Origin of the sequence: Marinactinospora thermotolerans DSM 45154 (assembly GCF_900167435.1) — a bacterium.
GTDB lineage: Bacteria > Actinomycetota > Actinomycetes > Streptosporangiales > Streptosporangiaceae > Marinactinospora > Marinactinospora thermotolerans.
Window position 1 is genome coordinate 49924 of the sequence record NZ_FUWS01000002.1, and the last position, 25630, is coordinate 75553.

The 25630-nt window shown below is 71.8% G+C and carries 27 protein-coding genes; 21 read left to right on the top strand and 6 right to left on the bottom strand.

The genetic code is table 11. The annotated features are described in order from the left end of the window. The 3 genes from B5D66_RS25640 to B5D66_RS03200 form a co-directional block, all read left to right on the top strand. Positions 1-336 (top strand): LPXTG cell wall anchor domain-containing protein (locus B5D66_RS25640; protein ID WP_200813502.1); only part of this gene is annotated, 336 nt, incomplete at its 5' end. Between the two features lie 134 nt (positions 337-470). Next, positions 471-770 carry a Dabb family protein gene (locus B5D66_RS03195; RefSeq protein WP_078760086.1) on the top strand — a complete coding sequence of 100 codons (300 nt, stop codon included), beginning with the start codon at positions 471-473 and terminating at the stop codon, positions 768-770. A gap of 350 nt (positions 771-1120) precedes the next feature. Further along, positions 1121-2083, top strand: a complete 963-nt coding sequence (locus tag B5D66_RS03200) for an FkbM family methyltransferase (RefSeq protein WP_078760087.1) — start codon at positions 1121-1123, stop codon at positions 2081-2083. Positions 2084-2108: 25 nt separating this feature from the next. Here the strand turns inward: B5D66_RS03200 and B5D66_RS03205 are convergent, their stop codons facing one another. From B5D66_RS03205 to B5D66_RS03215, 3 genes are all read right to left on the bottom strand, one after another. Then, on the bottom strand, positions 2109-3023 hold the full coding sequence (locus B5D66_RS03205; protein WP_078760088.1) for an alanyl-tRNA editing protein: 915 nt from the start codon (positions 3021-3023) through the stop codon (positions 2109-2111). Between the two features lie 16 nt (positions 3024-3039). Continuing rightward, positions 3040-3396, bottom strand: a complete 357-nt coding sequence (locus tag B5D66_RS03210) for a hypothetical protein (protein WP_235000703.1) — start codon at positions 3394-3396, stop codon at positions 3040-3042. An 814-nt stretch (positions 3397-4210) separates the two neighbouring features. Next, complete coding sequence (locus tag B5D66_RS03215; protein WP_078760090.1) at positions 4211-5146, bottom strand: DMT family transporter; 936 nt, start codon at positions 5144-5146, stop codon at positions 4211-4213. Positions 5147-5400: 254 nt separating this feature from the next. Here B5D66_RS03215 and B5D66_RS03220 point away from each other — a divergent pair, with 254 nt between their 5' ends. Further along, the gene (locus B5D66_RS03220; RefSeq protein ID WP_078760091.1) at positions 5401-6087 is read left to right on the top strand and encodes a hypothetical protein; all 687 of its coding nucleotides are present in this window, start codon (positions 5401-5403) and stop codon (positions 6085-6087) included. A gap of 12 nt (positions 6088-6099) precedes the next feature. Here B5D66_RS03220 and B5D66_RS03225 read toward each other — a convergent pair whose 3' ends face one another. Next, a complete protein-coding gene (locus B5D66_RS03225) occupies positions 6100-6942 on the bottom strand; it encodes a spermidine synthase (protein ID WP_078760092.1) in 843 nt (280 codons plus the stop codon). A 268-nt stretch (positions 6943-7210) separates the two neighbouring features. On the opposite strand from B5D66_RS03225, the gene B5D66_RS03230 reads away from it, so the two are divergent. Then, positions 7211-8962: a proline--tRNA ligase gene (locus B5D66_RS03230; protein WP_200813503.1), complete on the top strand. Its 1752-nt coding sequence runs from the start codon at positions 7211-7213 to the stop codon at positions 8960-8962. A 60-nt stretch (positions 8963-9022) separates the two neighbouring features. Here the strand turns inward: B5D66_RS03230 and B5D66_RS03235 are convergent, their stop codons facing one another. Both B5D66_RS03235 and B5D66_RS03240 read right to left on the bottom strand, forming a co-directional pair. Then, a complete protein-coding gene (locus tag B5D66_RS03235) occupies positions 9023-9469 on the bottom strand; it encodes a DUF4439 domain-containing protein (RefSeq protein ID WP_078760093.1) in 447 nt (148 codons plus the stop codon). Continuing rightward, on the bottom strand, positions 9466-9969 hold the full coding sequence (locus B5D66_RS03240; protein ID WP_078760094.1) for a hypothetical protein: 504 nt from the start codon (positions 9967-9969) through the stop codon (positions 9466-9468). Before B5D66_RS03240 ends, B5D66_RS03235 begins: the two co-directional genes overlap by 4 nt. Before the next feature lie 328 nt (positions 9970-10297). Between B5D66_RS03240 and rimP the strand changes: the two genes are divergently transcribed. From rimP to B5D66_RS03315, 16 genes are all read left to right on the top strand, one after another. Next, positions 10298-10780, top strand: a complete 483-nt coding sequence (gene rimP, locus B5D66_RS03245; protein ID WP_078760095.1) for a ribosome maturation factor RimP — start codon at positions 10298-10300, stop codon at positions 10778-10780. Between the two features lie 24 nt (positions 10781-10804). Further along, positions 10805-11809, top strand: coding sequence for a transcription termination factor NusA (gene nusA, locus B5D66_RS03250; RefSeq protein WP_078760096.1), 1005 nt, complete (start codon positions 10805-10807; stop codon positions 11807-11809). Between the two features lie 37 nt (positions 11810-11846). Continuing rightward, on the top strand, positions 11847-12083 hold the full coding sequence (locus tag B5D66_RS03255) for a YlxR family protein (protein ID WP_268805077.1): 237 nt from the start codon (positions 11847-11849) through the stop codon (positions 12081-12083). Positions 12084-12324: 241 nt separating this feature from the next. Next, the gene (gene infB, locus B5D66_RS03260; RefSeq protein ID WP_078760098.1) at positions 12325-15303 is read left to right on the top strand and encodes a translation initiation factor IF-2; all 2979 of its coding nucleotides are present in this window, start codon (positions 12325-12327) and stop codon (positions 15301-15303) included. A 106-nt stretch (positions 15304-15409) separates the two neighbouring features. Continuing rightward, positions 15410-15706, top strand: a complete 297-nt coding sequence (locus tag B5D66_RS03265) for a DUF503 domain-containing protein (protein ID WP_078760511.1) — start codon at positions 15410-15412, stop codon at positions 15704-15706. 5 nt (positions 15707-15711) lie between these two features. Further along, positions 15712-16155: a 30S ribosome-binding factor RbfA gene (gene rbfA / locus B5D66_RS03270; protein ID WP_078760099.1), complete on the top strand. Its 444-nt coding sequence runs from the start codon at positions 15712-15714 to the stop codon at positions 16153-16155. Positions 16156-16194: 39 nt separating this feature from the next. Further along, positions 16195-17070, top strand: a complete 876-nt coding sequence (gene truB / locus B5D66_RS03275) for a tRNA pseudouridine(55) synthase TruB (protein ID WP_078760100.1) — start codon at positions 16195-16197, stop codon at positions 17068-17070. A 92-nt stretch (positions 17071-17162) separates the two neighbouring features. Then, positions 17163-18098, top strand: coding sequence for a bifunctional riboflavin kinase/FMN adenylyltransferase (gene ribF / locus B5D66_RS03280; protein WP_078760101.1), 936 nt, complete (start codon positions 17163-17165; stop codon positions 18096-18098). 219 nt (positions 18099-18317) lie between these two features. Then, positions 18318-18587 carry a 30S ribosomal protein S15 gene (rpsO, locus tag B5D66_RS03285; RefSeq protein ID WP_078760102.1) on the top strand — a complete coding sequence of 90 codons (270 nt, stop codon included), beginning with the start codon at positions 18318-18320 and terminating at the stop codon, positions 18585-18587. A gap of 355 nt (positions 18588-18942) precedes the next feature. Then, positions 18943-21252 (top strand): polyribonucleotide nucleotidyltransferase, encoded by a 2310-nt coding sequence (locus B5D66_RS03290; RefSeq protein WP_078760103.1) that lies wholly within the window; start codon positions 18943-18945, stop codon positions 21250-21252. A gap of 99 nt (positions 21253-21351) precedes the next feature. Beyond that, a complete protein-coding gene (locus B5D66_RS03295) occupies positions 21352-22686 on the top strand; it encodes a M16 family metallopeptidase (RefSeq protein WP_078760104.1) in 1335 nt (444 codons plus the stop codon). A 329-nt stretch (positions 22687-23015) separates the two neighbouring features. After that, on the top strand, positions 23016-23759 hold the full coding sequence (locus B5D66_RS03300) for a hypothetical protein (RefSeq protein WP_144290688.1): 744 nt from the start codon (positions 23016-23018) through the stop codon (positions 23757-23759). A 28-nt stretch (positions 23760-23787) separates the two neighbouring features. Beyond that, a complete protein-coding gene (locus B5D66_RS03305; protein ID WP_078760106.1) occupies positions 23788-24318 on the top strand; it encodes a hypothetical protein in 531 nt (176 codons plus the stop codon). A gap of 5 nt (positions 24319-24323) precedes the next feature. Further along, positions 24324-24848 carry a hypothetical protein gene (locus tag B5D66_RS03310; RefSeq protein ID WP_078760107.1) on the top strand — a complete coding sequence of 175 codons (525 nt, stop codon included), beginning with the start codon at positions 24324-24326 and terminating at the stop codon, positions 24846-24848. Further along, positions 24836-25039 (top strand): hypothetical protein, encoded by a 204-nt coding sequence (locus B5D66_RS24915; protein WP_144389951.1) that lies wholly within the window; start codon positions 24836-24838, stop codon positions 25037-25039. The genes B5D66_RS03310 and B5D66_RS24915 overlap by 13 nt, the downstream gene beginning before the upstream one ends. An 81-nt stretch (positions 25040-25120) precedes the next feature. Beyond that, positions 25121-25615 carry a hypothetical protein gene (locus B5D66_RS03315; RefSeq protein ID WP_078760108.1) on the top strand — a complete coding sequence of 165 codons (495 nt, stop codon included), beginning with the start codon at positions 25121-25123 and terminating at the stop codon, positions 25613-25615. Positions 25616-25630: the final 15 nt, after the last annotated feature.

The following is a 25630-nucleotide window of genomic DNA, read 5'->3' on the forward strand; positions in this document are numbered from 1 at the left end:
AACCCCGGTGGTGGTGACAACGGCGGTGGCAACCCCGGTGGTGGTGACAACGGCGGTGGCAACGACCCCGCCCCCAGCCCCGACCCCGCTCCCGGCACCGGCGGTGACAACGGCGCCGGCGACGGCAAGGTGAGCGGCAACCAGCCCGCCGCCGACTCCGGCGACGACAAGGGAGCCTCCGACGACGACGCCTCCGGCAAGGACAAGGAGAAGGAGGACAAGGAGCTTCCGGTCACCGGTGCCGACCCCTCCGCCCTGATGCTCGCCGGCGCGACGGCCGCGGGCCTCGGCCTGGTGACGGTCTACGCCGCCCGGCGCCGCCCCGCGCGGCAGTAAGCCGCCCGCGCCCCGCGACCCCGCCAGGGCCGTGGGAGACCGGTGACGGGTGACAGAGGATGAGATGACAGGTACGGCCGCCAGACGCCCGCGCGGGCATCTGGCGGCCGTACCGCGTCGGCTAGGTTTCTCCCATGACCATTCGGCACATCGCGCTGTTCCGCTGGGCTCAGGGCGTGACCCCTGAGCAGATCGCCTCGGTCGAGGAGGGGCTCTCCCGGCTTCCCGCCGCGATCCCCCAGCTCCTCTCCTACTCCTACGGCGCCGACCTGGGACTGGGAGCGGGAAACCACGATTTCGCGGTCGTCGCCGACCTCGCCGACGACGAGGCGTTCCGCGTCTACCGCGACCATCCCGAACACCAGGCGGTGCTGGCCGTCGTCACCCCTCTGCTGGCCGATCGCGCCGCGGTCCAGTTCACCCTTCCCAGCTGACCACGAAGGTGGCCCGTCTCCACCACGGACCGGGCCGTGCCCGGTCCGGAGGGAGGTCACCGAGGGGAAGCGCCTCCTTACCGAATCTCGTTCTTGCGCGGGAACTCGCCGTGGCACTAGGTTCTTCGGTGCAGCGCCGGTTCCGGTGACGTGCGGGTCTGGGTCCGTGGCACGCCGGGGCGGGCGCGTGGACGCGTCACCCACCAGGGGCGGATCGCGCCCCGTCCTTGGTGGGGGACGCCCGTCCGCGCGGTCCCACCACCTCCTGCTTCCGCCGTTTTTCCGTGACCGGCGTCACCTGGACGGCTAGCCTGGGCGGGTCGGGCAACATCGCGTCACAGGGAGCGGACATGGGACAGCCGGCGACGGAGACCGACTACCGGGCCACCGACGTCGGTCGGCGCAGGAGCTGGTACGGAACGAAGAAGCACGTCAAGCGGGTCCTGGGCTGGCGCCTGCCCAACCTCGCCATGCGCGGGGCGGTCGGAATCGCGGCCCCCGGGCTGCGGCAGACCGGCCGGCTCCCCGTCCCGGCGGCGATCGAGGAGGTCACCGGCCATGTCGACGGGGTCGACTACGTCATGCTCCGGCCGGCCCGCTGCGTCGTCGCCAAGGAGCTGTACTGGGGCGGAGGGCGCCGTCCGCAGCCCGCGGACGACTTCGCGGTCCGGCTGTTCGCCGCGGCCGCGCGGCAGGCCGGCGTCATGTTCGACATCGGGGCCTACACGGGGCTGTTCACCCTCGTCGGCACGGCCGTCAACAAGGACCTGCGCGTCCACGCCTTCGAGATCGTGCCCGAGGTCTACCACGCCCTGTTCGACAACTGCGTGCGCAACCGTGTCCTGAACCGCACGACGTTGCACCATGTCGGGGTGGGGGATCCGGGGGTCACGATCGGAATGCCGATACGCTCCGGCGACTCCGCGCTGCCGTGCTTCTACTCCAGCGAGCTGCGCTTCGACGATGGCGTTCCGGTCGGCGTCGTCGCCCTCGACGAATTCGTCGACACGGTCGCCCCGGGAACCCGGACGCTGTTGAAGGTCGATGTCGAGGGGACCGAGGCCGAGGTGTTCGAGCACGGCCGTGAGTTCCTCGCGCGGCATCGCCCCGACATCCTGTGCGAGGTACTGCCGCAGGCGGACGCGGAGCGGTTGCGCGCCCTGCTGGAGCCGCACGGTTACCGCTTCCACCTGGTCGGCGAACGGGCGCTCGCCCCGGCCGGGCCGCTCGCGCCCCATCCCCGCTTCCGCGACTGGTTCTTCACCACCAGGGACGGCGGCGAGTTGGCGCGGATGGGAGTGCCGGTGGCCTGAGCCGCCCCCGTCCTCCCGGCCCGTCTCAGGGATCGCGGCAGAACCCGATCGGGATCGTCCTGGTCGCGCAGACGAGGAGGGTCCCCTCCTCGTCCAGGCGCAGCCGCAGGGACGGCCGTTCCAGCTCGTCCAGTCCGCGTACGTGCGTCCCCGCGCACGGGATCTCCACCCGTCCCGGGGGAAGGGCGCAGCTCCAGACCCGTCGGTCGTCCAGGAACGGGCCGGTGGCGCGGAGCAGGACCGGTGCCCCGGTCTCGTGCCAGGCGGCGAGTGCCGTGTTCGCGCGCTCCTCGATGTCCGCGAGCGCCGCGTCCAGCCCGGTGGCGTCGAATCCGCGTTCGCGCAGGGCGACCCCGATGCGGTAGGTGCTCGTGCTGGAGCCGGGATGGATGCGGTACGTCCTCAGTGCCAGGCCGTCGAAGTCGGGCGAGCCCAGTCCGTCGGTCACCGTCGCCTCGCGCCAGTACGGGGTCAGGGCGGCGTTGAGCGCGAGCGAGGCGAGATGGTGCCCGGTGTGGCCGGCGGACAGCAGCAGCCGCCGGCGCGGGTCCACCCGTAGGGTCACCCGGGCCCCGACGAGCCCGCTTCGCGCGCCGCCGCGTCGTGTGCTCACCACGTGGCCGACGTAGTGGCGCCAGCCCGCGCCCGCGGGGTGGGCGGGGATGTCCCGGCCGACGTAGGCGATGTCGCGGTCGGGCGGCGCCGCGACGGTGACGCTGTCCAGCACGGGCACCACCCGGCCGGCGGTGTCGAGTTCGCCGGTGTCCCCGGGTTGGCCGAGCGGAGTGGGGCCCAGCGGGTGGAAGGGCGTGGAATCGGTGATGAGGAGCAGGCGCCGATCGGGAGCGAGGGGGGACGGCAGGACGTGCCGGACGCGGGCACGGCCCTGCACGGCGCCCCTCGGGAAATCGACCGTGGTCCCGGTCGTCGGCAACGGCATGGCGCCTCCCGGCTGGCTAGGTGAGCAGCCGGGTCATCTCGCGGATGGTCGGGCAGGGCCACAGGAGCATGCAGCAGGTGCAACGCTGCACCGCGGGGGTCGGCCCACTGCTCAGTCCACCGCCGTCGCGCGGCTGGTGGAGGGAGAGAAGGCTCAGGCACAGGTCGGCGAAGGCGGTGACCTGGGCCTGGGCCCCCGCGTAGAAGGCGTTGTCCGCGTCGCTCAGGGGGATGTCCGTGCGCGGCCCGAACCGGCCGTGGAGGGGGGAGCGAGGCGTCCAGGGCGCGGCTTTGACCGCCCGATCGCGGACCTCCTCCACGCGCGACCGCAACTGCTCGTGCTCGTCGAGCAGGCCTGGCGCGGACGTGGGCATGTCGAAGGACATGGTCGTTTCCCCCTTGGCGAAGCGGACGCGGGGCCCTTGAAGGTGGCACCGCGCATGACGAGTGTCACGGATTGTCGCAGATTCGCGTTTGGGGGAGGCGGGACCCGTCATCTGGACGGTGTGTCGTGCGCCACGTGGCCGGACGCGCGCATGGGCCGTCCCGGAGGGACGGCCCATGCTGGGGAGGCGGTCGGAAGGGAGTCTGCCGCCGTCATCGTCGATTCGGGACGTGTGGCCGGGTCAGTTACAGCCGCCACCGCAGCTGCACGAGCCACCGTTCTGGCAGCCACAGCTGCATCCGGGGCCGCAGTTGCAACCGCCGGGCCTGGGGGCTGCGGGCGTGGAGGGGGACATGGTCTCTCCTCATGGTCGAGCGGCCACCGGCATGTGAGAACGGTGGCCGCGCCGGCGACGGTGCCGCCGGTATGCCTTGCCATTGCCTACAGGGAGGTTCCCCGTGATCGCGGAGCGCCAACCGCTGTGGCCGATTTCGGAAAAGCCTGACAAGTGCGGTTTTGCAAACGGGTTTTTCGAGCAGCTGGGCGCGGCGAGCGGAGAGACCCGAGGAGGCGGGCCGGCGCGGCGGCCGCTACCCCGGACCCACCCGACGACCGTGATCGGTACGGCCACCGCCACGCCGACCGGCGCGAGCGCGCCGACGGGGAGCCGCAGCCGACCCGGTTCGGACGGAACGGCGAGGTGCCCACCGGATCCGACGCCACGCCGCGCCGGACCCGGGCGTGTCCTCCCCGGGCAGGGAGGACACGCCCCGGCCGCCTCCCGGGAGGCGGCCGGAAGGCCCCTACCTACGCCGTGGCCGCCACTGGTCCAAGACGACGGCGGCCATCAGGAGCACCGCGCCCAGCGTCCCGGCCGCGCTGAGGCGCTCGCCCAGCAGCGCGACCGACAGGAGGGTCGCGGTCAACGGCTCCAGCACCGCCGCCAGCGCGGCCACCGTCGCCGGGGCCGAGCGCAGCCCGCCGAAGTAGGCGAGGTAGGCCAGCGCGGTCGGTACCGCGCCCAGGTACAGCAGCACCCCCAGCGGGGCGGGGGCGGGGGAGAACGCCATCCCGGCGACGAGCCCGGGGAGCAGCAGCAGGAGCCCGCCGGTCAGACACCCCAGGGCGGTGACGGCCAACGGGTCGAGACCGGCGACGGGACGCCGGTTGACGATCGTCAGCGCGGAGAAGAGCGCCCCCGCGGCCAACGCGCAGCCCAGCCCCAGGGCGATCCGCCAGGCGGGACCGGACAGGGAGGGGAAGCCGGCCAGGAGCGCGAGCCCCAACACGCCCAGACCCACCGACACCAGCAGGCGGGGCGCCGGTCGACGGCGCTCCAGCACCGCGGTCACCGCGGTGACGAACAGCGGGACACTGCCGATCGTGACCAGGGTGGCCAACCCCACCGAGGTCAGCCACACCGAGGCGAAGTAGGCGGACTGGAACAGCGCGAGCAGACCGCCCGCGGTGGCCACCCGGGTCAGCGAGGCCCGGGTGCGCGGCACCCGGCGAAGCCGCCCCGAGACGGCGAGGACCGCGGTCGCCAGCAGGCCGCCGACCAGAAGCCGGTAGGCGGCGGTTCCCAGGGGGTGGATCCCGGTCAGGTCCTGTAGGACCGAGCCGGCCAGCCCGCCCGTCCCCCACAGCAGGCCGGCCGTGACGAGAAGCGCGGGGCCGCGCCGGGACGGGGAGGCGGAGATGCCCGAGGACAGGCGGGAAGAGGAAGCGGAACCGGACATGGACGTACTCCAACGTCGACGAGAGGAACGGGAACGTCGGCGCAGGGCGTCCGTGATATGCCATTGTCACGCGGCCCCGCGGCCGCGCCCGGACGCCCTAAGAGGCGTACGGAGGGGGAGTGACGAAGAGTCCGGTCCGGTAGGTCATGCCGCAGACTCTACCAACGACGAGGTCTCCCCACCGCCTACCGGGCGGAGCGGCCCACGACGCCCGCGACGGGCGCGCCGTCCGACCCCGACCAGAGAGCGAGCCGATGAACGCCCCCTACCGGATCCACAACGACGAGGCCGTCCACGCCCGATTGCTGAGCGACCCGTTGTACCAGGTCGCCCCCTACCTGCGTGTTCTCGTCCTCGGTGACCCCCGTTTCCTGGGCCCCGAACCGCTGGCCTATTCCATCAACGAATCGGTCACCGCCGCGGTGTGCGTCCGCACCGGCCCGGCGGCCGACGGCGCGGTGATCCTCGGCAAGCGGCACGCCCACGCCTGGGGGACCACCAAACAGGACCTATGGTTCACCGCCCTGCGCAACATGGCGACGGAGACCTACGACCTGAAGGTCTTCCAGGCCGCCGACACCGTGCTCAACGTCGTCACCGGCCATGGCTGGCCGGGAACCGCGCACGTGATGCGGCTGGTGGAACTGTCCGCCGACCCCATGCCCTACGGCGCGCTCGCCATGCTGCCCTCTCCCAACACGCTGATGTTCGCGCCCCTGCGCTCCCGCCGCTCCATGTCGGTGGTGGCGTTCATGTGGGAGACCTTCCAGGAATTGGCCCGTGGCGGGATGCCGGTCACCGACCAGATCGTGTGGTGGCGCGGGGGCACGGTGATGGCGATCCGCACCGAGCCCGCGCCGCCCCAGGACGGGCGGCCCGGCGTGCGGCTGAACGCCCCGGCCGAGTTCGGCCGCATGGTCGAGGAGGAGCTGCCGGCCTGACCCGTCCCCGGCTCAACGGGCGAAGGCGTCCTGGGGCGGTGCCGGGGAGTCCCGGGCTTCGGCGTCGCGCACCGGGACGGCTCCGGCGACGAAGCGGTCGAGCTCGGCTCCGGCCAGCAACCGGGCCATGTCGGGGTCGCGGTGGGCGCGCCTGGTGAGCTCGTCGATGGGCAACGGCCGGTCCGACGCCACCAGCACGAGGTTGCCGAACCGCCGGCCGCGGAGCACCGCGGGCTCGGCGATCAGCGCCACGTGACCGAACACGGCGGCGGCGGTGGCGACCTGGGCCCGGGTGTGGTGGAGCCGGCCGCCGTCGCCGATGTTCACGGTGTGCACGCCGCCGGGCCGCAGCACCCGCGCGGCCTCGGCGGCGAACTCCACCGAGGTCAGGTGGGCGGGGGTACGGGCGCCGGAGAACACGTCGGTGACCACGAGGTCGGCGGAGCCGTCGTGGCGCGCGCCCAGCCAGGCGCGCGCGTCACCGGTGCCCACCCGGATCCCGGCGCGTCGGTCCCACGGCAGCTCGCGGCGGACGAGGTCGACGAGCCCGGCGTCGATGTCCACGGCGCGCTGCCGGGAACCGGGCCGGGTCGCGGCGACGTAGCGCGCCAGGGTCAGCGCGCCCGCGCCGAGGTGGTAGGCGTCGATGGGGGCGCGTTCGGGGGCGAGCAGGTCCACGACGTGGCCGAACCGGCGCACGTACTCGAAGTCCAGGTACGTCGGGTCGGTGAGGTCCACGTGGGACTGGGGGGTGCCGTCCACCACGAGGACCCAGGCCCCCTCGCGGTCGGCGTCGCGAAGCAGCTCCATCACCGGTCGCCCGTTGCCGTCTTCGGCCTGTTCCCTGCCGCCCATGCTCCCCGTCCGTTCCTCGCTCGTGCCGTGCCGCTGCTTCGGCACGTCTCCACGGTAGGGCCGGTGGCGGGCGGGGCGTCCATGGCGGGGGAGGGGCGGGCGTCGACGGCCCGTTCCCGTCCGTGGGGGCGGGCCGTCCTGGCCGGCTCGGCCCCTCACCACGGGGCCGCGGCCCGGCTGCGAGTACCCCGCCCTCCCGCTAGCCTGGGAGTCTGCTTTTGACTGTGGCGGCGGCTCCCGGGGCCGCCGGATGAGACGAGGAGTGGCCGTGCTGCTGCGGATGTCGACCCTGTTCCTGCGCACCCTGCGCGAGGACCCGGCGGACGCCGAGGTGCCCAGCCACAAACTGCTCGTCCGCGGTGGCTATGTCCGCCGTGCCGCGCCCGGCGTGTACTCCTGGCTGCCGCTCGGCAAGATCGTGCTGGAGAACGTGGCCGGCGTGGTGCGCGAGGAGATGAACCGTATCGGGGGACAGGAGGTCCTGCTCCCCGCGCTGCTGCCCCGCGAGTACTACGAGGCCACCAACCGCTGGGTCGAGTACGGCGACAACCTGTTCCGTCTGGTCGACCGCAAGGGCGCCGACTACCTGCTCGGGCCGACCCACGAGGAGCTGTTCACGCTCCTGGTGAAGGGCGAGTACTCCTCCTACAAGGACTTCCCGGTCATCCTCTACCAGATCCAGGAGAAGTTCCGGGACGAGGCGCGTCCCCGGGCCGGGATCCTGCGCGGCCGGGAGTTCCACATGAAGGACTCCTACTCCTTCGACATCGACGATGAGGGGCTGCGCCGCTCCTACGAGCTGCACCGCGAGGCCTACATCCGGATCTTCGACCGGCTGGGCCTGCGCTACGCCATCGTGTCGGCCACCTCGGGGGCCATGGGCGGCTCGGCGTCGGAGGAGTTCCTGGCCGAGACCCCCACCGGCGAGGACACCTTCGTCCGCAGCACCGGCTCGGACTACGCGGCCAACGTCGAGGCCGTGCGCACCCCCGTCCCCGCCAGCCTGCCGATCGAGGGCCAGCCCGAGGCGCGGGTGCACCACACGCCGAACACCCCCACCATCGAGTCGCTGGTGGACTTCCTCAACGGGGCCGGCCTGGGCCGGACCTTCACCGCGGCCGACACCCTCAAGAACGTGCTGGTCAAGATCCGCCGTCCCGGCGAGACCGAGTGGGAGATCCTCGGCATCGGCCTGCCCGGCGACCGCGAGGTGGACACCAAGCGCTTGGAGGCCGCGGTCGAGCCGGCCGAGGTCGCGCTCCTCGACGAGGCCGACTTCGCGGCCAACCCCTTCCTGGTCAAGGGCTACATCGGCCCGCGCGCGCTCCTCGACAACAAGGTGCGCTACCTCGTCGACCCCCGGGTCGTTCCGGGCACGCGCTGGGTCACCGGTGCCGACCGTCCCGACCACCACGTCGTCGACCTGGTGTGCGGCCGCGACTTCACCCCCGATGGCACGATCGAGGCCGCCGAGGTGCGCGAGGGCGACCCCTCCCCCGACGGCGAGGGCACGCTCTACGCCGCGCGTGGCATCGAGATCGGCCACATCTTCCAGCTCGGCCGCAAGTACGCCGACGCCTTCGAGGTCGACGCGCTCGGCCCCGACGGCAAGCCGAAGCGGATCACCATGGGCTCCTACGGCATCGGGGTCTCGCGCGTGGTCGCGGCGATCGTCGAGCAGTCCCACGACGACAAGGGCATCCTGTGGCCCCGCGAGGTGGCGCCGGCCGACGTGCACGTCGTCGGCACCGGCAAGGGCGAGCAGATCGAGGTCGCCCTGCGCCTGGCCGGGGAGCTGGAGGCCAGGGGCGTCCGGGTCATCGTCGACGACCGCAAGGGGGTGTCCCCCGGGGTGAAGTTCACCGACGCCGAACTGCTGGGCGTTCCCACCGCGGTCATCGTCGGCAAGGGGCTGGCCTCCGGTGTGGTGGAGCTGCGCGACCGCGCCACCGGCGAACGCGAGGAGGTGCCGGTCGACACCGTGGTCGACCGGGTCGCGGCCATCGTCGCCGAGGGGTAGCCGACGCCGAGCGGACACGACGGCCGCCGCGGGCTTCCCGCGGCGGCCGTCGGCGTCGGGTCAGGCTCCGGGCGCTCCGCCGGGAAAGCCGGGGAAGGCCGCGAGCTGGGCGCCCCAGACCAGCGAGCGCACGGTGGCGGACTGCAGGGAGCGGGCCGCCAGGTCGCGCAGCCGCTGGTCGGGGACCGCGCTCAGTTCGAGGTAGGCCTGCGCGGTCGTCTCCTCCAAGCGGACCGCGAAGGCGGTGAGCGCCCCCGTGTCGTCCTGTTCGGGGAGGGCGTAGGCGGATTCGGCGGCCACCGGTTCGGCGTCGCGTTCGACCAGTTCGGCGCGGAGCCGGTCGCGCAGGCCGCGGTGCGCGTCGAGGTCGACGTGGGCGCGTGCCCGCGTCTCCCTGGAGCGGGCTCCGATGAATCCATAACCGTGGATGGCGGCGTACTCGGCGCGCAGCGCGGCCTGCAACGCCGCGATCGCGGCGTCCTCCTCCGGGGTGGGCGAAGCGCTCATCGGACCTCCATCGCCAGCAGGTGGGCGTGACCGGCCTCGCACGCGCCGACGGAGCTTAAGAGCTGGGCCAGGCTGGAGTCGGCCAGCCCGGCGGCCTGGCGGGCGCGTGCCGCGGCCGCGGCCTCCTCGGCCACCCGCAGGACGGCGGGGTCCGTCGCCTCGTCCTCGCTGACGGGGGCTGAGGAGGCGGTGACCTCGTTCTCCTCGTTCTCCTCGGCGCTGCGCTGGGGAAGCCGTGAACGCAGCTCCGCCAAGTGCTCCTCGTGGTCGGCCAGGAGCCGCTCCAGCAGTCCGCCCGGCCCGGTCCCCGCGGAGATCGCGGCGCGGTAGCGCGCCACCATCGTCTCCTTCTCGGAGACGACCCGGCGCAGCAGGTACTCGTCGGGCGAGACCGAGCTGGGATACCAGCGGGCGCCTTGACAGCCTCCCAGCGTGATCGCGGCCAGTCCCGCGAGCGCGCCGGCGATGACCGTGCGGCGGCCGACCGATTCAGGGCGCAACCGTGCCTCCTCAGCGTGCGAGATGACGACGACAGGGACGCTATCCACGGCCTGGGACCACGGAGACGGGGTACGGGGAAAGGGGCCGCGACCCCCATCTTTCCACGGGGAGGCGGGTCCTCGGCGCGTCCGCGCGGACCACCGGACACGCTCGCCCGGGCGGCCCCACCGCCGTGAGGCGTCGCGACCGGGCCTGGGGATCGGTGGAGAGTGGATACCCTTGGGTGCAAACCGCCGTCGTGCCGGACGCGCGGACGAAACTATGTGCAGAGCTGGACCGCCCCGTCGCCGTGAGGAAGCGGGCGGAATTCGCCGAGGAGGACCGCTGATGGGCGCGCAGGATCGCCAGGACCGTCTCGTTCGGTTGCTGGAACCGGTCCTGGCAGAGGCCGGATTGGATCTGGAGGCGGTCGAGGTCACCCCGGCGGGCAGGCGGCGCCTGCTGCGCGTCGTGGTCGACTCCGATGACGGTGTCGACCTCGACTCCATCGGAGAGGTGAGCCAGGAGGTGGCCACCGCGCTCGACGCCTCCGACCTGATGGGCAAGGCGCCCTATGTGCTCGAAGTGTCCTCCCCCGGTGTGGACCGGCCCCTCACCGAACCTCGCCACTGGCGACGCGCGCGGGGACGCCTGGTGCACGCCCCCCTCGTGGGCGGCGGAGAGGTCCGTGGACGGGTGAAGCACACCGACGACTCCGGCGTCACCTTCGACGTCGAGGGCCGGGATCAGGTCCACGCCTACACTGAGCTGGGGCGCGGCAAGATCCAGGTGGAATTCCGTCGCGACACCGACGGCGACGCGGCGGACTAGAGGGGGAGCCCCGTGGATATCGATATGAGTGTCCTGCGCAGTCTGGAGCGCGAGAAGGACATCTCGGTGGACCTCGTCGTCAAGGCGATCGAGGACGCGCTGCTGATCGCCTACCACCGCCAAGAGGGGACCGAGACGAAGGCGCGCGTCGAGCTCGACCGTTCCACCGGACACGTCACCGTGTGGGCCACCGAGACCGACGAAGAGGGCGAGCCCGTCCGCGAGTACGACGCGACCCCGTCGGGGTTCGGGCGCATCGCCACCTCGACCGCCAAGCAGGTCATCCTGCAACGTCTGCGCGACGCCGAGGACGAGCTGACGCTCGGCGAGTTCGCCGGCCGTGAGTTCGAGGTCGTCTCGGGCATCATCCAGCAGGGCAAGGACCCGCGTAACGTCCTGGTCGACCTCGGTCGGATCGAGGCGATCCTGCCGCCCCAGGAGCAGGTTCCGGGCGAGTCCTACAACCACGGTGACCGCCTGCGCGCCTACGTCGTCCAGGTGCGCAAGGGGCACCGCGGTCCCTCGGTCACCCTGTCGCGCACCCACCCCAACCTGGTGCGCAAGCTGTTCCAGCTCGAGGTGCCCGAGATCGCCGACGGAACGGTCGAGATCGCGGCGATCGCCCGCGAGGCGGGCCACCGCACCAAGATGGCGGTGAAGTCCAACAAGCCCGGCGTCAACGCCAAGGGCGCCTGCATCGGCCCGTTGGGCAGCCGCGTGCGCAACGTCATGGCCGAGCTGCACGGCGAGAAGATCGACATCGTCGACTACTCCGACGATCCCGCGGTGTTCGTGGGCAACGCGCTGTCGCCGGCCCGGGTTGACCATGTCGAGATCCTCGATCCCGCGGCCCGGGTCGCCCGCGTCATCGTGCCCGACTACCAGCAGTCGCTCGCGATCGGCAAGGAGGGGCAGAACGCCCGTCTCGCCGCTCGTCTCACCGGTTGGCGGATCGACATCCGCTCCGACGCCGAGCTCGCCGAGCAGGAGCGCGCCGCCGACTCCGCCGAGCCGGCCGGTGACGAGTAGCGGCTCCGGGACCGCCCCGACCCCCGAACGGACGTGCGTGGGCTGCCGGACGCGCGCGTCCAAGGGAGAGCTGCTGAGGCTGGTGCTCGACGGCGATATGGTGCGCCCCGACCCCCGGGGAAACCGGCCGGGGAGGGGCGCCTACATCCACTTTGACCTGCGATGTTTGCAGGCGGCGGAACGGCGCCGGGCGTGGTCGAGGGCGTTTCGCGAGAGTCGCCGGGTCGATGCCTCGCCCGTCGCGGACCACCTCGCCGCGCTCGGGCGCGTTTGAGTCTGCGGCGGTTCCGGATACAGTTGGAATGATCTCGCCGTCGCCCTGGTTGTACGCTTCGGGCGGTCGGCGGGTCTTGCCATGTCGGCAAGTCCGGCGTAACTGTTCCATTGTTGTGTAGCGAAGAGTCGAAAGCGGGTCGAGATTGCGATGAGCGCTCGATGAGTACGCAGCGATGAGTACGTCCAGCTAGCCACGGTCCGGCACAAGCCCATGTCCCGGACCGAAGTAGAGGAGAGTAGTGGCGAAGGTCCGGGTATATGAGCTCGCTAAGGAGTTCGGTGTAGAGAGCAAGGTCGTTCTGGCCAAGCTCAACGAGATGGGCGAGTTCGTCCGTTCGGCGTCATCGACGATAGAGGCGCCCGTCGTCCGTCGGCTCAAGGAAGCCTTCAACGGTCCCGCGGAGAAGAAGGGCGGCGACCGCCGTCCGCGTCCCTCGGAACCCCGCCCGCGCCCGCGGGCCGAATCCCAGTCCTCCTCCCCGGCGCCGTCCGGGGAGTCCAATGGCGCTGCCCCGCGTCCGGGCCCGCGCCCCGGCCCCAAGCCGGCCGCGCGCTCGGGCCCGTCCATGGGCGGCGCGCCCAAGCCCGGCCCTAAGCCGGGTCCGCGTCCGGGGGCCGGTGCCCCCGCTCCCAAGCCGGGCCCGCAGGGCCAGTCCGGCCCGAAGCCCGGCGGCAACCGCCCCGAGCGCGGCGAGCGTGGCGAGCGTCCGGAGCGCGCCGAGCGTTCCGGTCGTCCCGAGTCCGGCAAGGGCCCGCGTCCGGGTCCGCGCCCGGCGGGTCCGCGTCCGGGGAACAACCCCTTCGCGTCGACCGCCACGGGCATGGGCGCGCCCAAGCCCGCCCCCCGTCCGGGACCGCGTCCCGGGCCCCAGGGCGGCCAGGGCGCCCCGCGTCCTGGTGGCGGCTCCGACCGCGCCCCGCGTCCGGGGGGAGCTCCGGGTGCCGGCGGTCCGCCGCGCCCCCAGGCTCCGCGTCCGCAGGCGCCGCGCCCCGGTGCTCCCGGTGCGGGCGGTCCGCGCCCCAGCCCGGCCAGCATGGGACCGCGGCCCGGTGGCCCGCGTCCCAGCCCCATGAACATGCCCTCGTCGCGTCCGACCCCGCCCGGTGGTGCCGGCGGCGGTCGTGGCGGAGCCGGCGGGCGTAGCGGCGGCCGTCCCGGTGGCGGTCGCGGCGGCCCCGTGGGCGCCGGTCCGCGTACGGGTGGCGGTGGCGGTGGCGCCGGTGGCGGCGGCCCGCGTCCGGGTGGCTTCGGCGGCCGTCCCGGTGGCGGCGGTCGCGGTCGCGGTGGCGGCACGGCCGGTGCGTTCGGTCGGCCCGGTGGCCGTCCGGGGCGTGCCCGCAAGTCCAAGAAGCAGCGGCGTCAAGAGTTCAACGACATGCAGGCGCCGTCCTTCGGCGGCGTCAAGATCCCGAGCGGCAACGGTCAGACGATCCGGCTGTCGCGCGGTGCGTCGCTGTCGGACTTCGGTGACAAGATCGACGTCAACCCGGCGTCGCTGGTCCAGGTCATGATGCACCTGGGCGAGATGGTCACCGCCACGCAGTCGCTGCCCGACGAGACCCTGCAGCTGCTGGGCGAGGAGCTCAAGTACAACGTCGAGGTCGTCAGCCCCGAGGACGAGGACCGCGAGCTGCTCGAGTCGTTCTCCATCGAGTTCGGTGAGAACGAGGGCGGCGAGGAGAGCCTGCGGCCGCGTCCGCCGGTGGTCACCGTCATGGGTCACGTCGACCACGGTAAGACCCGCCTGCTCGACGCCATCCGCAACACCAACGTGGTCAGCGGCGAGGCCGGCGGCATCACCCAGCACATCGGTGCCTATCAGGTGGCCACCGAGGTCGACGGTGAAGAGCGCAAGATCACCTTCATCGACACCCCGGGTCACGAGGCGTTCACCGCCATGCGTGCCCGTGGTGCGCAGGCGACCGACATCGCGGTCCTCGTGGTCGCGGCCGACGACGGCGTGAAGCCGCAGACGGCCGAGGCCATCGACCACGCGAAGGCGGCCGACGTGCCGATCGTGGTCGCGGTCAACAAGATCGACGTCGAGGGCGCCGACCCGCAGAAGGTGCGGGCCCAGCTCACCGAGTACGGTCTGGTGGCCGAGGAGTACGGCGGCGACGTTCAGTTCGTCGACATCTCCGCCAAGCAGGGGACCAACATCGACGGTCTGCTCGAGGCGGTCGTGCTGACCTCGGACGCGGCGCTGGACCTGCGGGCCAACCCTTACCAGGACGCCCAGGGCCTGGCCATCGAGGCGTTCCTCGACCGCGGCCGCGGTTCCACGGCGACGGTGCTGGTCCAGCGCGGCACGCTGCGCGTGGGCGACTCCATCGTCTGTGGCGACGCCTACGGGCGTGTCCGGGCGATGCTGGACGAGAACGGCGAGAACGTCGAGGAAGCCGAGCCGTCGCGGCCGGTCCAGGTGCTGGGTCTGACCAACGTTCCCAGCGCCGGCGACAGCTTCCTGGTCGTCAAGGACGACCGGGTCGCCCGTCAGATCGCCCAGCAGCGTGAGGCGCGCGAGCGCTTCGCCCAGCAGGCGCGGGCCAGCCGCCGGGTCACCATGCAGAACTGGCAGGACGCGCTCAAGGAGGGCGAGCGCAGCGAGCTCTCGCTGCTCCTCAAGGGCGACATGTCCGGTTCGGTGGAGGCGCTGGAGGAGTCGCTGCTCAAGATCGACGCCGGAGGCGACGAGGTCGGCATCCGTATCGTCGGCCGTGGTGTCGGTGCGATCACGCAGAACGACATCAACCTGGCCGCGACCTCGGACGCGATCATCATCGGCTTCAACGTTCGGCCCGAGGGCAAGAACAGCGAGCTCGCCGACCGCATGGGCGTCGAGATCCGCTACTACTCGGTCATCTACCAGGCGATCGAGGAGGTCGAAGCCGCGGTCAAGGGCCTGCTCAAGCCCATCTACGAGGAGGTCCAGCTCGGCTCCGCGGAGATCCGCGAGGTCTTCAAGGTGCCGCGGATCGGCAACATCGCCGGTTCGATCGTGCGCGACGGCATCATCCGCCGCAACGCCAAGGCCCGCCTCATCCGCGACGGGGTCGTCATCTCCGACAACCTCACCGTCGAGTCGCTGCGCCGCTTCAAGGACGACGCGACCGAGGTCCGCGAGGGCTACGAGTGTGGTATCGGTGTCGGCTACAACGACATCCGCATCGGGGACGTCATCGAGACGTTCGAGATGCAGGAGAAGCCGCGCGACTGATACGCGCCCTTGGTCCGGGGCCCGGCACTCGCCGGGCCCCGGTCCGCGTTTCTTTCCGGCCCCGCGGGGTCGGTCCGACAAATCGAGAAAACCCGGGGTGAACCGCTTGTACGTCGGTGCGCTGAGCCTGGACATCCTGCTGGGCGATGTCCGTTCCCTGAAGCAGAAACGCTCGGTGGTGCGGCCGATCGTGGCCGAGCTCCAGCGCAAGTTCGCGGTCTCCGTCGCCGAGACCGGCAACCAGGACCTGCACCGTCGTACCCAGATCGGCGTCGCGGTCGTGTCCTCCACGGCGGCGCACTGCGTCGAGGTGATGGACTCGTGCGAACGTCTGGTCGCGGGACACCCTGAGATCGAGCTGCTCTCCGCCCGGCAGCGGCTCTTCAATCACGAGGAAGAATAGACACCATGGTTGACGCCGCACGCGCGCGTAAGCTCGCCGACCGGATCCAGCGGATCGTGGCGGAGATGCTGGAGCGGCGCATCAAGGACCCGCGTCTGGGATTCGTGACCGTCACCGACGCGCGTCTCACCAACGACCTGCGCGAGGCGACGGTCTACTACACGGTGTTCGGCACCGACGAGGAGAAGGCCGGTACCGCCGCGGCGCTGGAGAGCGCCAAGGGAGTGATCCGCTCCGAGGTGGGGCGCCAGACCGGACTGCGCCACACACCGAGCCTCGCCTTCGAGCGGGACGAGGTCCAGCAGAACGCCTACCACATCGAGGAGCTGCTGGCCAAGGCCCGCCAGGCCGACGCCGAGGTGGCCCGTTCCGCGGCGACCGCCCAGCCCGCCGGCGAGGCCGACCCCTACCGGGTGCCCCGCGAACGCGACGACGAGGACGACGAATAGGCCGGCACGGGCCGAGGACGAGGAAGCGGTCTCACCACCATGACCACCAACGGCGTCGTCATCGTCGACAAGCCGGCCGGTTGGACGTCGCATGACGTTGTCGCGCGCGTCCGGCGGCTCGCCAGGACACGCAGGGTCGGCCACGCCGGCACGCTCGACCCCATGGCCACCGGGGTGCTCGTGCTCGGCATCGACAAGGGCACCAAACTGCTGGGGCACCTGGCGTTGACGGAGAAGGTCTACGAGGCGACCCTCCGGCTGGGCGAGTCCACCACCACCGACGACGCCGAGGGGGAGCCGGTCGCCCGCGCCTCCACCGAGGGGGTGGAGGAGGCGGCGATCCGGGCCGGGGCCGCCGCGCTGACCGGCACCATCCAGCAGGTCCCTCCCCAGGTCAGCGCCATCAAGGTGAACGGCCAGCGCGCCTACAAGAAGGCGCGCGCAGGCGAGTCGGTGGAGCTGAGGGCACGCCCGGTCACGGTGTCGGAGTTCGCGATCGGCGAGGTCCGGCGTGTGGACGGGTACGTCGACGTGGACGCGCGGGTGACCTGCTCCAGCGGCACCTACATCCGCGCGCTGGCCCGCGACCTCGGCGTGGCGCTGGGAGTCGGGGGACACCTGACCGCGCTGCGCCGCACCAGGGTGGGGCCCTACGACCTCGCCCTGGCGCGCACCCTGGAACAGCTTGAGACGGAGTTCAGCGCGATCCCGTTGGCCGACGCGGTGGCCGCGGCCTTCCCCGTCAGGGTCCTCGACCACGATGAGGTGCGCAGGATCAGCCACGGGAACCGGATCGCCCCGGGCAACCTGGGGCCGGGACCGATCGGGCTGTTCGCCCCGGACGGCAGCGTGCTGGCGCTCGCCGAGGAACGTCCCGGCTACAGCAAGCCGATCGTGGTGTTCTCCGCGGCCTGACCGGCCGCGCTGACCGGACGTCCCGACGGACCGCGAGGTCCCGGCGGGCGAGGAGGAGTCCCGCGACGCGGGGTTGAGGGGAGCTGTGTGACGTGCGGTGCTGGCGCGGTGTGGAGGAGATTCCCCGCGACTGGGGGCGCTCCGTCGTGGCCATCGGCGTCTTCGACGGGGTCCACCGCGGGCACCAGGAGGTGCTGGCCCGGGCCGCGGAGCTGGCGCGCAAGCGGGACCTGCCGTTGGTCGTCGTGACCTTCGACGCCGCCGGCTGCGCAGGGGCCGCGCGTCCCGCCGTCCTGACCGGTCCGCGGCACAAGACCGAACTGCTGGAGCGGTTCGGTGCCTCCGCCGTCTGCGTGCCGCCGTCGGTCCCCGAGCCGGACGACCTGTCCGACGAGGGGGACGCCTCGCGGTTCGTCGCTCGGCTGGGCGCCGACACCGTCGTGACCGGGCCGGGTGTGGGCGAATGGGCGCGGGGCGGTGTTGAGGCCCTGCGAGCGCTGGGGGATCGGCGCGGTTTCGCGGTCGAGGAGGTTCCCGTCCTCACCGACGAGGGCGCCCCCGTCACCTCGGAGCGTGTTCGCGGGGCCGTCGCCGAGGGGGCGGTCGAGGAGGCGCGGCGGCTGCTGGGCCGTCCGCACCGCGTCGAGGGGATCGTGGTCCACGGCGCGGCCCGCGGCCGTGAACTGCTGGGCTTCCCCACCGCCAACCTCGACTCCCCGGTGGGAAGCGCCGTCCCGGCCGACGGGGTCTACGCTGGACGGTTGCTGCGGCTGTCCCCCGCTTCGGGGCAGGAGGCGGGCTGGCCGGCCGCCGTCTCGGTGGGCACCAACCCGACGTTCGAGGGCGGGGAACGCACCGTCGAGGCCTACGCGCTGGACCGCGACGACCTCGACCTCTACGGCGAGGAGATGGCGGTCGAGTTCACCCACCGGATCCGCCCCACCCTGCGTTTCGACGGGATCGACGAGCTCATCGCGGCGATGGAGCGCGACGTGGAGCGCACGCGGGAGCTCCTGGCGGGGGAGTGACGCCGATGGTCCGGGGCACCCGTGCCGGGGTGTAACCTGGTCCGAGCGCCGGTGCGTGCACCGGCTCGTGTCCGCGCCCGATGCCAGGCGGCCTCACGGCCCCGCGGGGCGCGTTCGATCCTGAAATTCCGGTGACTGTGGGTTCGCGTGGTCACCGGTCCCGCGCCCGCCGCGGGTGCATGCCCAAACCAGCGGACCAGAACCTTGAGAAGGAGCGTCGTGTCGATCGACACCGCCAAGAAGAACGAGATCATCGCCGAGTACGCCACCAAGGACGGCGACACCGGCTCCCCTGAGGTCCAGGTCGCGCTGCTGACGCACCGGATCACCGAGCTGACCGAGCACCTGAAGACGCACAAGCACGACCACCACAGCCGCCGCGGTCTGCTGCTGATGGTCGGTCGCCGTCGTCGCCTCCTCAAGTACATCGCGAAGAAGGACATCACGCGCTACCGTCAGCTCATCGAGCGCCTCGGTCTGCGCCGCTAGGCGAGCCTTCAGAGAGGGAGTGGCCCCGGCCGCTCCCTTTCTTAGTAGTGTGGTGTTACCACTGGGCAGTGCTGGGTACATCGCTGGCTGCACTGTTCGAACAACTGAATCACCGGTCTTCCCGCGCCCCGACCCTCGGCTGCCGCGTCGAGGCCGGTCCTCGGTAGTGGTCCTCGGCCCGTCATGGGCGTGCCGGGGGCTTCGATCGATGGCCGGCCGTCGCTGACCATCGGATGTCTCGCAGGCGGCGCCTGCCAGGCCGAACAGGTTGAGGACGACTCGACGACGTATGACTCTCCGGGGCACGGACGCGGGATCTTGAGCAATACCCGAATCACCGTGTAGGAGGACGCCCATGGAGGGCGCGTATTCCGCCGAAGCCGTTATCGACAACGGCCGCTTCGGCACCCGTACCATCCGCTTCGAGACGGGCCGGCTGGCCCGTCAGGCCGCCGGCTCCGCCGTGGCCTATCTCGACGAGGAGACCGTGGTCCTGTCGGCCACGACCGCCTCGAAGCGGCCCAAGGAGAACCTCGACTTCTTCCCGTTGACGGTCGACGTCGAGGAGCGCATGTACGCCGCCGGGCGTATCCCCGGATCGTTCTTCCGGCGCGAGGGGCGGCCCTCGGAGGACGCCATCCTCACCTGCCGTCTCATCGACCGTCCGCTGCGTCCCTCCTTCAAGCAGGGGCTGCGCAACGAGATCCAGATCGTCGAGACCGTCCTGGCGCTGCACCCCGAGCACCTCTACGACGTGATCGCCATCAACGCCGCGTCGATGTCGACCCAGCTCGCCGGCCTGCCCTTCTCGGGCCCGATCGGCGGCGTGCGCGTGGCCCTGATCGACGGCCAGTGGGTGGCCTTCCCGACCCACGAGGAGCTGGGCGGCGCGACGTTCGACATGGTGGTCGCCGGCCGTGTGCTGGAGGACGGCGACGTCGCGATCATGATGGTCGAGGCCGAGTCCACGACCAGCACGCTCAAGCTGGTCGCCGAGGGCGCGGTCGGCCCCAACGAGCAGACCGTCGCCGAGGGGCTCGAAGCGGCCAAGCCGTTCATCAAGGTCCTGTGCCGGGCCCAGCAGGCGCTGGCCGAGCAGACCGCCAAGGAGACCGCCGAGTTCCCGATCTTCCTCGACTACGAGGACGACGCCTACGCCGCGGTCGCCAACGCCGTCAGCGACGAGCTGGCGCAGGCGCTCACCATCGCCGACAAGCAGGACCGCGAGGCCGAGCTCGACCGGGTCAAGGCGCTGGCCGCCGAGAAGCTGGCCGAGGACTTCGAGGGCCGCGAGAAGGAGATCGGCGCGGCGTTCAAGGCCCTGACCAAGAAGCTGGTGCGCGAGCGGATCATCCGCGACAAGAAGCGCATCGACGGTCGCGGGGTCAAGGACATCCGCCAGCTCACCGCCGAGGTCGGCGTGCTGCCGCGGGTCCACGGCTCGGCGCTGTTCGAGCGGGGCGAGACCCAGATCCTGGGCGTCACCACGCTGAACATGCTGCGCATGGAGCAGATGGTCGACACGCTCAACCCCGAGCGGACCAAGCGCTACATGCACAACTACAACTTCCCGCCCTACTCCACCGGCGAGACCGGGCGGGTCGGCTCCCCCAAGCGCCGCGAGATCGGGCACGGCGCGCTCGCCGAGCGGGCGCTCCTGCCGGTCCTGCCCTCGCGCGAGGAGTTCCCCTACGCGATCCGCCAGGTCTCGGAGGCCCTCGGCTCCAACGGGTCGACCTCCATGGGCTCGGTCTGCGCCTCGACGATGTCGCTGATGTCGGCGGGCGTGCCGCTCAAGGAGATGGTCGCTGGTATCGCCATGGGACTCATCAGCGAGGGCGGCGAGTACGTCACGCTGACCGACATCCTCGGTGCCGAGGACGCCTACGGCGACATGGACTTCAAGGTCGCCGGTACCCGTGACCTGATCACCGCGCTCCAGCTCGACACCAAGCTCGACGGCATCCCGGCCGAGGTGCTGGCCGCCGCGCTCCAGCAGGCGCGTGGCGCCCGCCTGGCCATCCTCGACGTCATGCAGGAGGCCATCGAGCGTCCGGCCGAGATGAGCCCGAACGCGCCGCGCATCCTCACCGTCAAGGTGCCCGTCGACAAGATCGGCGAGGTCATCGGCCCCAAGGGCAAGATGATCAACTCGATCCAGGACGAGACCGGCGCCGAGATCACCATCGAGGACGACGGCACCATCTACATCGGCGCCGTCGACGGCCCCTCCGCCGAGGCCGCGCGCGACACGATCAACAGCATCGCCAACCCGACCATGCCGGAGGTCGGCGACCGCTACCTGGGCACCGTCGTCAAGACGACCGCCTTCGGGGCGTTCGTGTCGCTGCTGCCGGGCAAGGACGGCCTGCTGCACATCTCGCAGATCCGTAAGCTGCACGGTGGCAAGCGGATCGAGAACATCGACGATGTGATCAGCATCGGCGAGAAGATCCAGGTCGAGATCCGCGAGATCGACGACCGTGGCAAGCTCTCGCTGGTCCCCGTCGAGGTCGTCGAGGCCGAGGCGGCCGCCGCGTCCACGGACGCCGCCGCCGAGGACAAGCCCGAGAAGGCCGACAGCGACGAGCCCGCGGCCGAGCGTCAGCCCACGGAGCGGCGTCGACGCCGCACCCGTGGCAGCGGCCGTGGTGAGAACACCTGATCATCGCCGTGTAGGGCGGGTGGGCGCACCTTCGGGTGCGCCCTTTCCCGTTTTCCCGGGGTCTGCCCGGTCCCATCCCTCCGAGACGAAGAAGGAAGCATGAACCCTGTCCCCATCGCCGCCGAGCAGGAACCCGGTAGCACGGTCACGCTGCTGGAGGGCCGGGACGGCACGGGCGCGGTCCGTCGGACGGTCCTGCCGGGCGGATTGCGCGTGGTCACCGAGGCCATGCCGGGCGTGCGCTCGGCGGCCTTCGGTGTCTGGGTGGGCGTGGGCTCGCGGGACGAGGACACCGCGCACGCCGGCTCGACGCACTTCCTGGAGCACCTGCTGTTCAAGGGCACGCGCAAGCGTGACGCCTTGGGGATCTCCTCGTTGATGGACGCGGTCGGCGCCGACCACAACGCCTTCACCACCAAGGAGTGCACCTGCTACTACGCCAAGGTGCTCGACTCCGACCTCCCCTTGGCCATCGACGTCATCAGCGACATGGTGATCGGGTCGGTGCTGGACCCCAAGGAGGTCGAGGCTGAACGCGACGTGATCCTGGAGGAGATCGCGATGGTCGACGATGAGCCGGGTGAGCTCGTCGAGGACCTGTTCGCGGCCCAGTTGTTCGGTGCCGCTCCACTGGGGCGGCCCATCCTGGGCACGGTCGAGACGATCACGGCGCTGTCCCGTGACCGCATCGTCGAGCACTACCGCGACCGCTACCGCCCCCACGAGCTGATCGTGGCCGCGGCCGGCAACCTCGACCACGACACGGTCGTCGCGCTGGTACGTGAGGCGTTCGCGCCGGTGCTGGCGGAGGCGGAGGACGTCCGCCCGGTGGGCCCCCGGCTGAGCGGTCCGGGGGCGCCGGCCCACCCCGGGACCACGCTGTTGTCCCGTGACACCGAGCAGGCGCAGGTGATGCTGGGGGGAACCGCGCTGGCACGCACGGACCCGCGCCGCCACGCGCTCGGCGTCCTCAGTTCCGCCCTCGGGGGCGGCATGTCCTCGCGTCTCTTCCAGGAGGTTCGGGAGAAGCGGGGACTGGCCTACTCGGTCTACAGCTACACCTCGGGCTATGCCGACACCGGGACGTTCTCGGTCTCGGTGGGCTGCCTGCCGGGCAAGATCGACGAGGTGCTGGCGGTGTGCCGCGACGAGCTGGCCTCGGTGGCCGAGTCGGGTCTCGGCGATGAGGAGATCCAGCGGGCCAAGGGGCAGCTGCGGGGGTCGTTCGTGCTCGGCTACGAGGGGTCCTATTCCCGGATGAGCCGGATCGCGCGGCACGAGCTGGGGCATCCCCGCCTCCCGTCGATGGACGAGGAGCTCGCGGCGATCGCCGCGGTCACCCCCGATGAGGTCCGCGCCGTCGCCGCCGACGTGCTCACGCGCCCGCAGGCGCTCGCGATCATCGGTCCCTACGCCGAGGACCGCGAGTTCTAACCGTTTCGGCCGCGGCCGTATCCGGCCGGCCCGATCCGGTGGTCCCCGGCGGGGACGTTTCACCGTCCCCGCCGGGGTTGTCGTTCCACTCCCGGGTGAGTGAGGTTTTGCGCGGCCTGTCGTGCCCGTTGGGACGGGCACGACAGCGGCGATGAGCCGGTAAATACGTTCTCTCGTGTTTTTCCCGCCATCCTCTTCTTATCGCTATTTCTGCCTTTTTTCGTAAAATTCGCGTCGTGTCATACGGCGCGTAGTTCCAAGGCGTGATTCCTTTTTGTTGGCCACTACCTTCACTAACCTGGTGGTCCGGCATTCTGTGAGGTGACGTCATGGTTCTCCGTTCGGGTCCGACGGCAGGTCAGGGCGTGTCCCGGATCGCCGCGGACGGATCGGAATTCACGGTCGAGGGGGCCGCTCCGCTGGGGAGTCTCTCCTGGAGCGGTATCACCCGGATATCCGGTGACGCCTTCCACCGGCAGTATTCGATCGCCCCCGCCGGCCGGCACGAGGTCATCCCCCGCAAACTGCTGCCCGGTGCGCGTGAGGAGGTCCGTCATCATCGCGGCCACGACCTCCTGCTCTACAACGGCGAGGCGCAATCCTGCCTGGTGTGGGCTGGCCCCCACCATGACGCCGTCTCCTGGTTCGCCGGTCCGGCGCCGTCCGGCGACGCCCTGGAACGTGTCATCGGGGTGGTGGAGTTCGTCGACGCCCCCGGGGGCGCCTCGGTGCGGCCGGTGGCCGGCGACTCGTTCCGCCAATTCGGCACCGTCGCGATCGGACGTTGTGACGAGGCGGTGCTCATGGTCCGCAGCGCTCGTGACGCGCTCCCCGACCTTCCGGAATGGCAGGGGCTGACCCGAGACGACGTGGAGATCTGGCGGATGCCGGTCGACGACGGGGCCGGCGACTCCGCGCCACGCGAGGACTCCCCGTTCGGCTGGCGCTACATGATCGCCGGGGAGAGCGCCCTCCTGGAGGTCATCTTCGTCGGTCCCTCGGGGGACGTCCCCAAGATGGCCGAATCCGATGTCGGTTCCGTCCTGGAGAACATCCAGGCGCGTTGGACGTGACCCGTGATCGCCGAACAAGGGGGAGCGCGTGACACTCTCGTTTCCGGCGGCGCTGGCCGCCGCGGCCATGCTCGTCGCCGTTTTCGCCGTTGCGGTGTCCACCGCCGTCTACATCCGGCTCCGTCAGCTCTCGGCGATCGTCTTCGCCGGTCAGCGCGCCCGGCCCCCTCGCTACCCGGTCCGTCTGCGGCCGGGCCCCGGGGACGGGGCGGCGCTCGTCGCGCTTTTGGACGGCACCTGTCCGTTGTGCCGGGAGGTCTGGGAGGCGGTCGCGGCGGCCTGCGAGGAGGGACGTAGCGCCAACGTCCGGATCGTGTTCGTGTTCGCCGACGCCGAGGCCGCCGGGCGCTACCCGGACGCCTCCTTCGCCGAGACCATGGCCGGCGCCGACCTGTGGAGCGAGGTCTACGAGGGCTACACCCCGGTGCTCGCGCTGGTCGACCATGAGGGCGCGCTCCTGGACCGCCGCTACGTCCGGCCCGGTGCGCCGCCGCCCGAGACGGTCGCCACGCTGCTCACCCGCGCGCACCGGCTGTCCACCGCCCTGTCGAAGGAGTGACCAGCATGGACATCACCCGGATTCCCTCGGCGGTCGAGGCGCCGCCGGACGGCAGACCCAGCCCGCTGGTGCGGCGGGTCCGCGCCGCGGCTCCGGCTCGGCGCACGGTGTTCAAGGGCGTTCTGACCGGTCTGGTCCTGGCCGCGCTGGCGCCTTTGGACTGGGCCTACACCCGGGCGCGCGCCTGGGCCGCCGGCCCTACCAGCGAACACCCCGACTGTGACGGGTTCGCCGGGCCGATGGGGTACGAGGAGGACCCCAGCAACTGGTGGAGCGGGGCGGCGGTGTGCATGGGCGGCTGGCGGCGCGGCACCTACCCCTGCTCGGGGGGGTTCCACTTCGAGGGGAGCCGTTCCTCGCGCGGGGAGAACTACCAGGCCTACCGCGTCGGCACCAGCTGTGGCGGGCGCAACGCCTGGCGGTGGGTCACCGCGGGCAAGGAGTACCGCTGCTCCGACGCCCACACCGAGGTCACCTGGGAGGACGGCGACCGCTACGAGGACCTGACGATCGCGGTGTGCGAGCTGTGAGCGTGACGCCGGCGAGAGGGCCGCGACCGTGGGCGCGGGCGTCGAGCGACCCCAGGACCCTGACCGTCGTGGGGTGCGTGATCGCGCTCGCGCTGGCGCCGGCCGGTACGGGGGGCGGGGCGGTCGGTGTCATGATCGCCGTCTCCTGCGCCTCCTGGGCCGCGGGCTTCTCCGGTTCCGGTTCCACTTGAAGCCATAACTCGGCGTTTCTGCTGAGCGCGCCGGTCTGGCGCGGTGGACGGAGCCTCGCGGCCTTCGGGGCCGGTCTCGTCGTGGGCGCGGGACTGGTCGGGGCCGTGGCGGGGGTCGTCGGCGGGCTGGTGCAGGCACTGGCGCCGCCCCCGCCCCGGATGGCGCTGCTGGGCCTGCTGGCGCTGGCCGTCGCGGTGCGCGAACTGGGCATCGCGCGCTTCCCGATCCCCGAGAACCGGCGCCTGGTGCCCGAGGAGGTCCAGCATCGGGGTCCCCTGTGGGGAGCGGCGCAGTTCGGGTTCGAGATGGGCACGGGCGTGCGCACCTACTCCCCGACCGCGCTGCCGCACCTGATGTTGGCCGCGCTCGTCCTCGCGGTCCCGTTCGGCGCGGTCCCCGCGGCGGCGCTCGGATTCGCGGCCGGACGGTGGACGATGGCGGTCGCGGCACTCCGGTACGGGCCGGCGGGGGAGTGGACCGCGACCTGGGACGCCCACCGCAGGTGGCTGGTGCCGATGCTCACGGTCGCCACGCTGCTGTCGCTGTCCGTGGCCCTGACGCCGATCCGCTGGTGAGACCGCACGTCCGGT

What these genes read in the sequence shown, in the direction of transcription:
- B5D66_RS03205 (WP_078760088.1), bottom strand. Translation starts at nt 3,023, where the DNA reads ATGCCGTTGCCGACGACCGGGACCACGGTCGATTTCCCGAGGGGCGCC.
- B5D66_RS03225 (WP_078760092.1), bottom strand. Translation starts at nt 6,942, where the DNA reads ATGGGCGGCAGGGAACAGGCCGAAGACGGCAACGGGCGACCGGTGATG.
- B5D66_RS03310 (WP_078760107.1), top strand. Translation starts at nt 24,324, where the DNA reads ATGGACATCACCCGGATTCCCTCGGCGGTCGAGGCGCCGCCGGACGGC.
- truB (WP_078760100.1), top strand. Translation starts at nt 16,195, where the DNA reads ATGACCACCAACGGCGTCGTCATCGTCGACAAGCCGGCCGGTTGGACG.
- B5D66_RS03195 (WP_078760086.1), top strand. Translation starts at nt 471, where the DNA reads ATGACCATTCGGCACATCGCGCTGTTCCGCTGGGCTCAGGGCGTGACC.
- B5D66_RS03215 (WP_078760090.1), bottom strand. Translation starts at nt 5,146, where the DNA reads ATGTCCGGTTCCGCTTCCTCTTCCCGCCTGTCCTCGGGCATCTCCGCC.
- B5D66_RS03220 (WP_078760091.1), top strand. Translation starts at nt 5,401, where the DNA reads ATGAACGCCCCCTACCGGATCCACAACGACGAGGCCGTCCACGCCCGA.
- B5D66_RS03200 (WP_078760087.1), top strand. Translation starts at nt 1,121, where the DNA reads ATGGGACAGCCGGCGACGGAGACCGACTACCGGGCCACCGACGTCGGT.
- B5D66_RS03235 (WP_078760093.1), bottom strand. Translation starts at nt 9,469, where the DNA reads ATGAGCGCTTCGCCCACCCCGGAGGAGGACGCCGCGATCGCGGCGTTG.
- B5D66_RS03210 (WP_235000703.1), bottom strand. Translation starts at nt 3,396, where the DNA reads ATGCCCACGTCCGCGCCAGGCCTGCTCGACGAGCACGAGCAGTTGCGG.
- B5D66_RS03300 (WP_144290688.1), top strand. Translation starts at nt 23,016, where the DNA reads ATGGTTCTCCGTTCGGGTCCGACGGCAGGTCAGGGCGTGTCCCGGATC.
- nusA (WP_078760096.1), top strand. Translation starts at nt 10,805, where the DNA reads ATGAGTGTCCTGCGCAGTCTGGAGCGCGAGAAGGACATCTCGGTGGAC.
- rimP (WP_078760095.1), top strand. Translation starts at nt 10,298, where the DNA reads ATGGGCGCGCAGGATCGCCAGGACCGTCTCGTTCGGTTGCTGGAACCG.
- B5D66_RS03295 (WP_078760104.1), top strand. Translation starts at nt 21,352, where the DNA reads ATGAACCCTGTCCCCATCGCCGCCGAGCAGGAACCCGGTAGCACGGTC.
- B5D66_RS03290 (WP_078760103.1), top strand. Translation starts at nt 18,943, where the DNA reads ATGGAGGGCGCGTATTCCGCCGAAGCCGTTATCGACAACGGCCGCTTC.
- rbfA (WP_078760099.1), top strand. Translation starts at nt 15,712, where the DNA reads ATGGTTGACGCCGCACGCGCGCGTAAGCTCGCCGACCGGATCCAGCGG.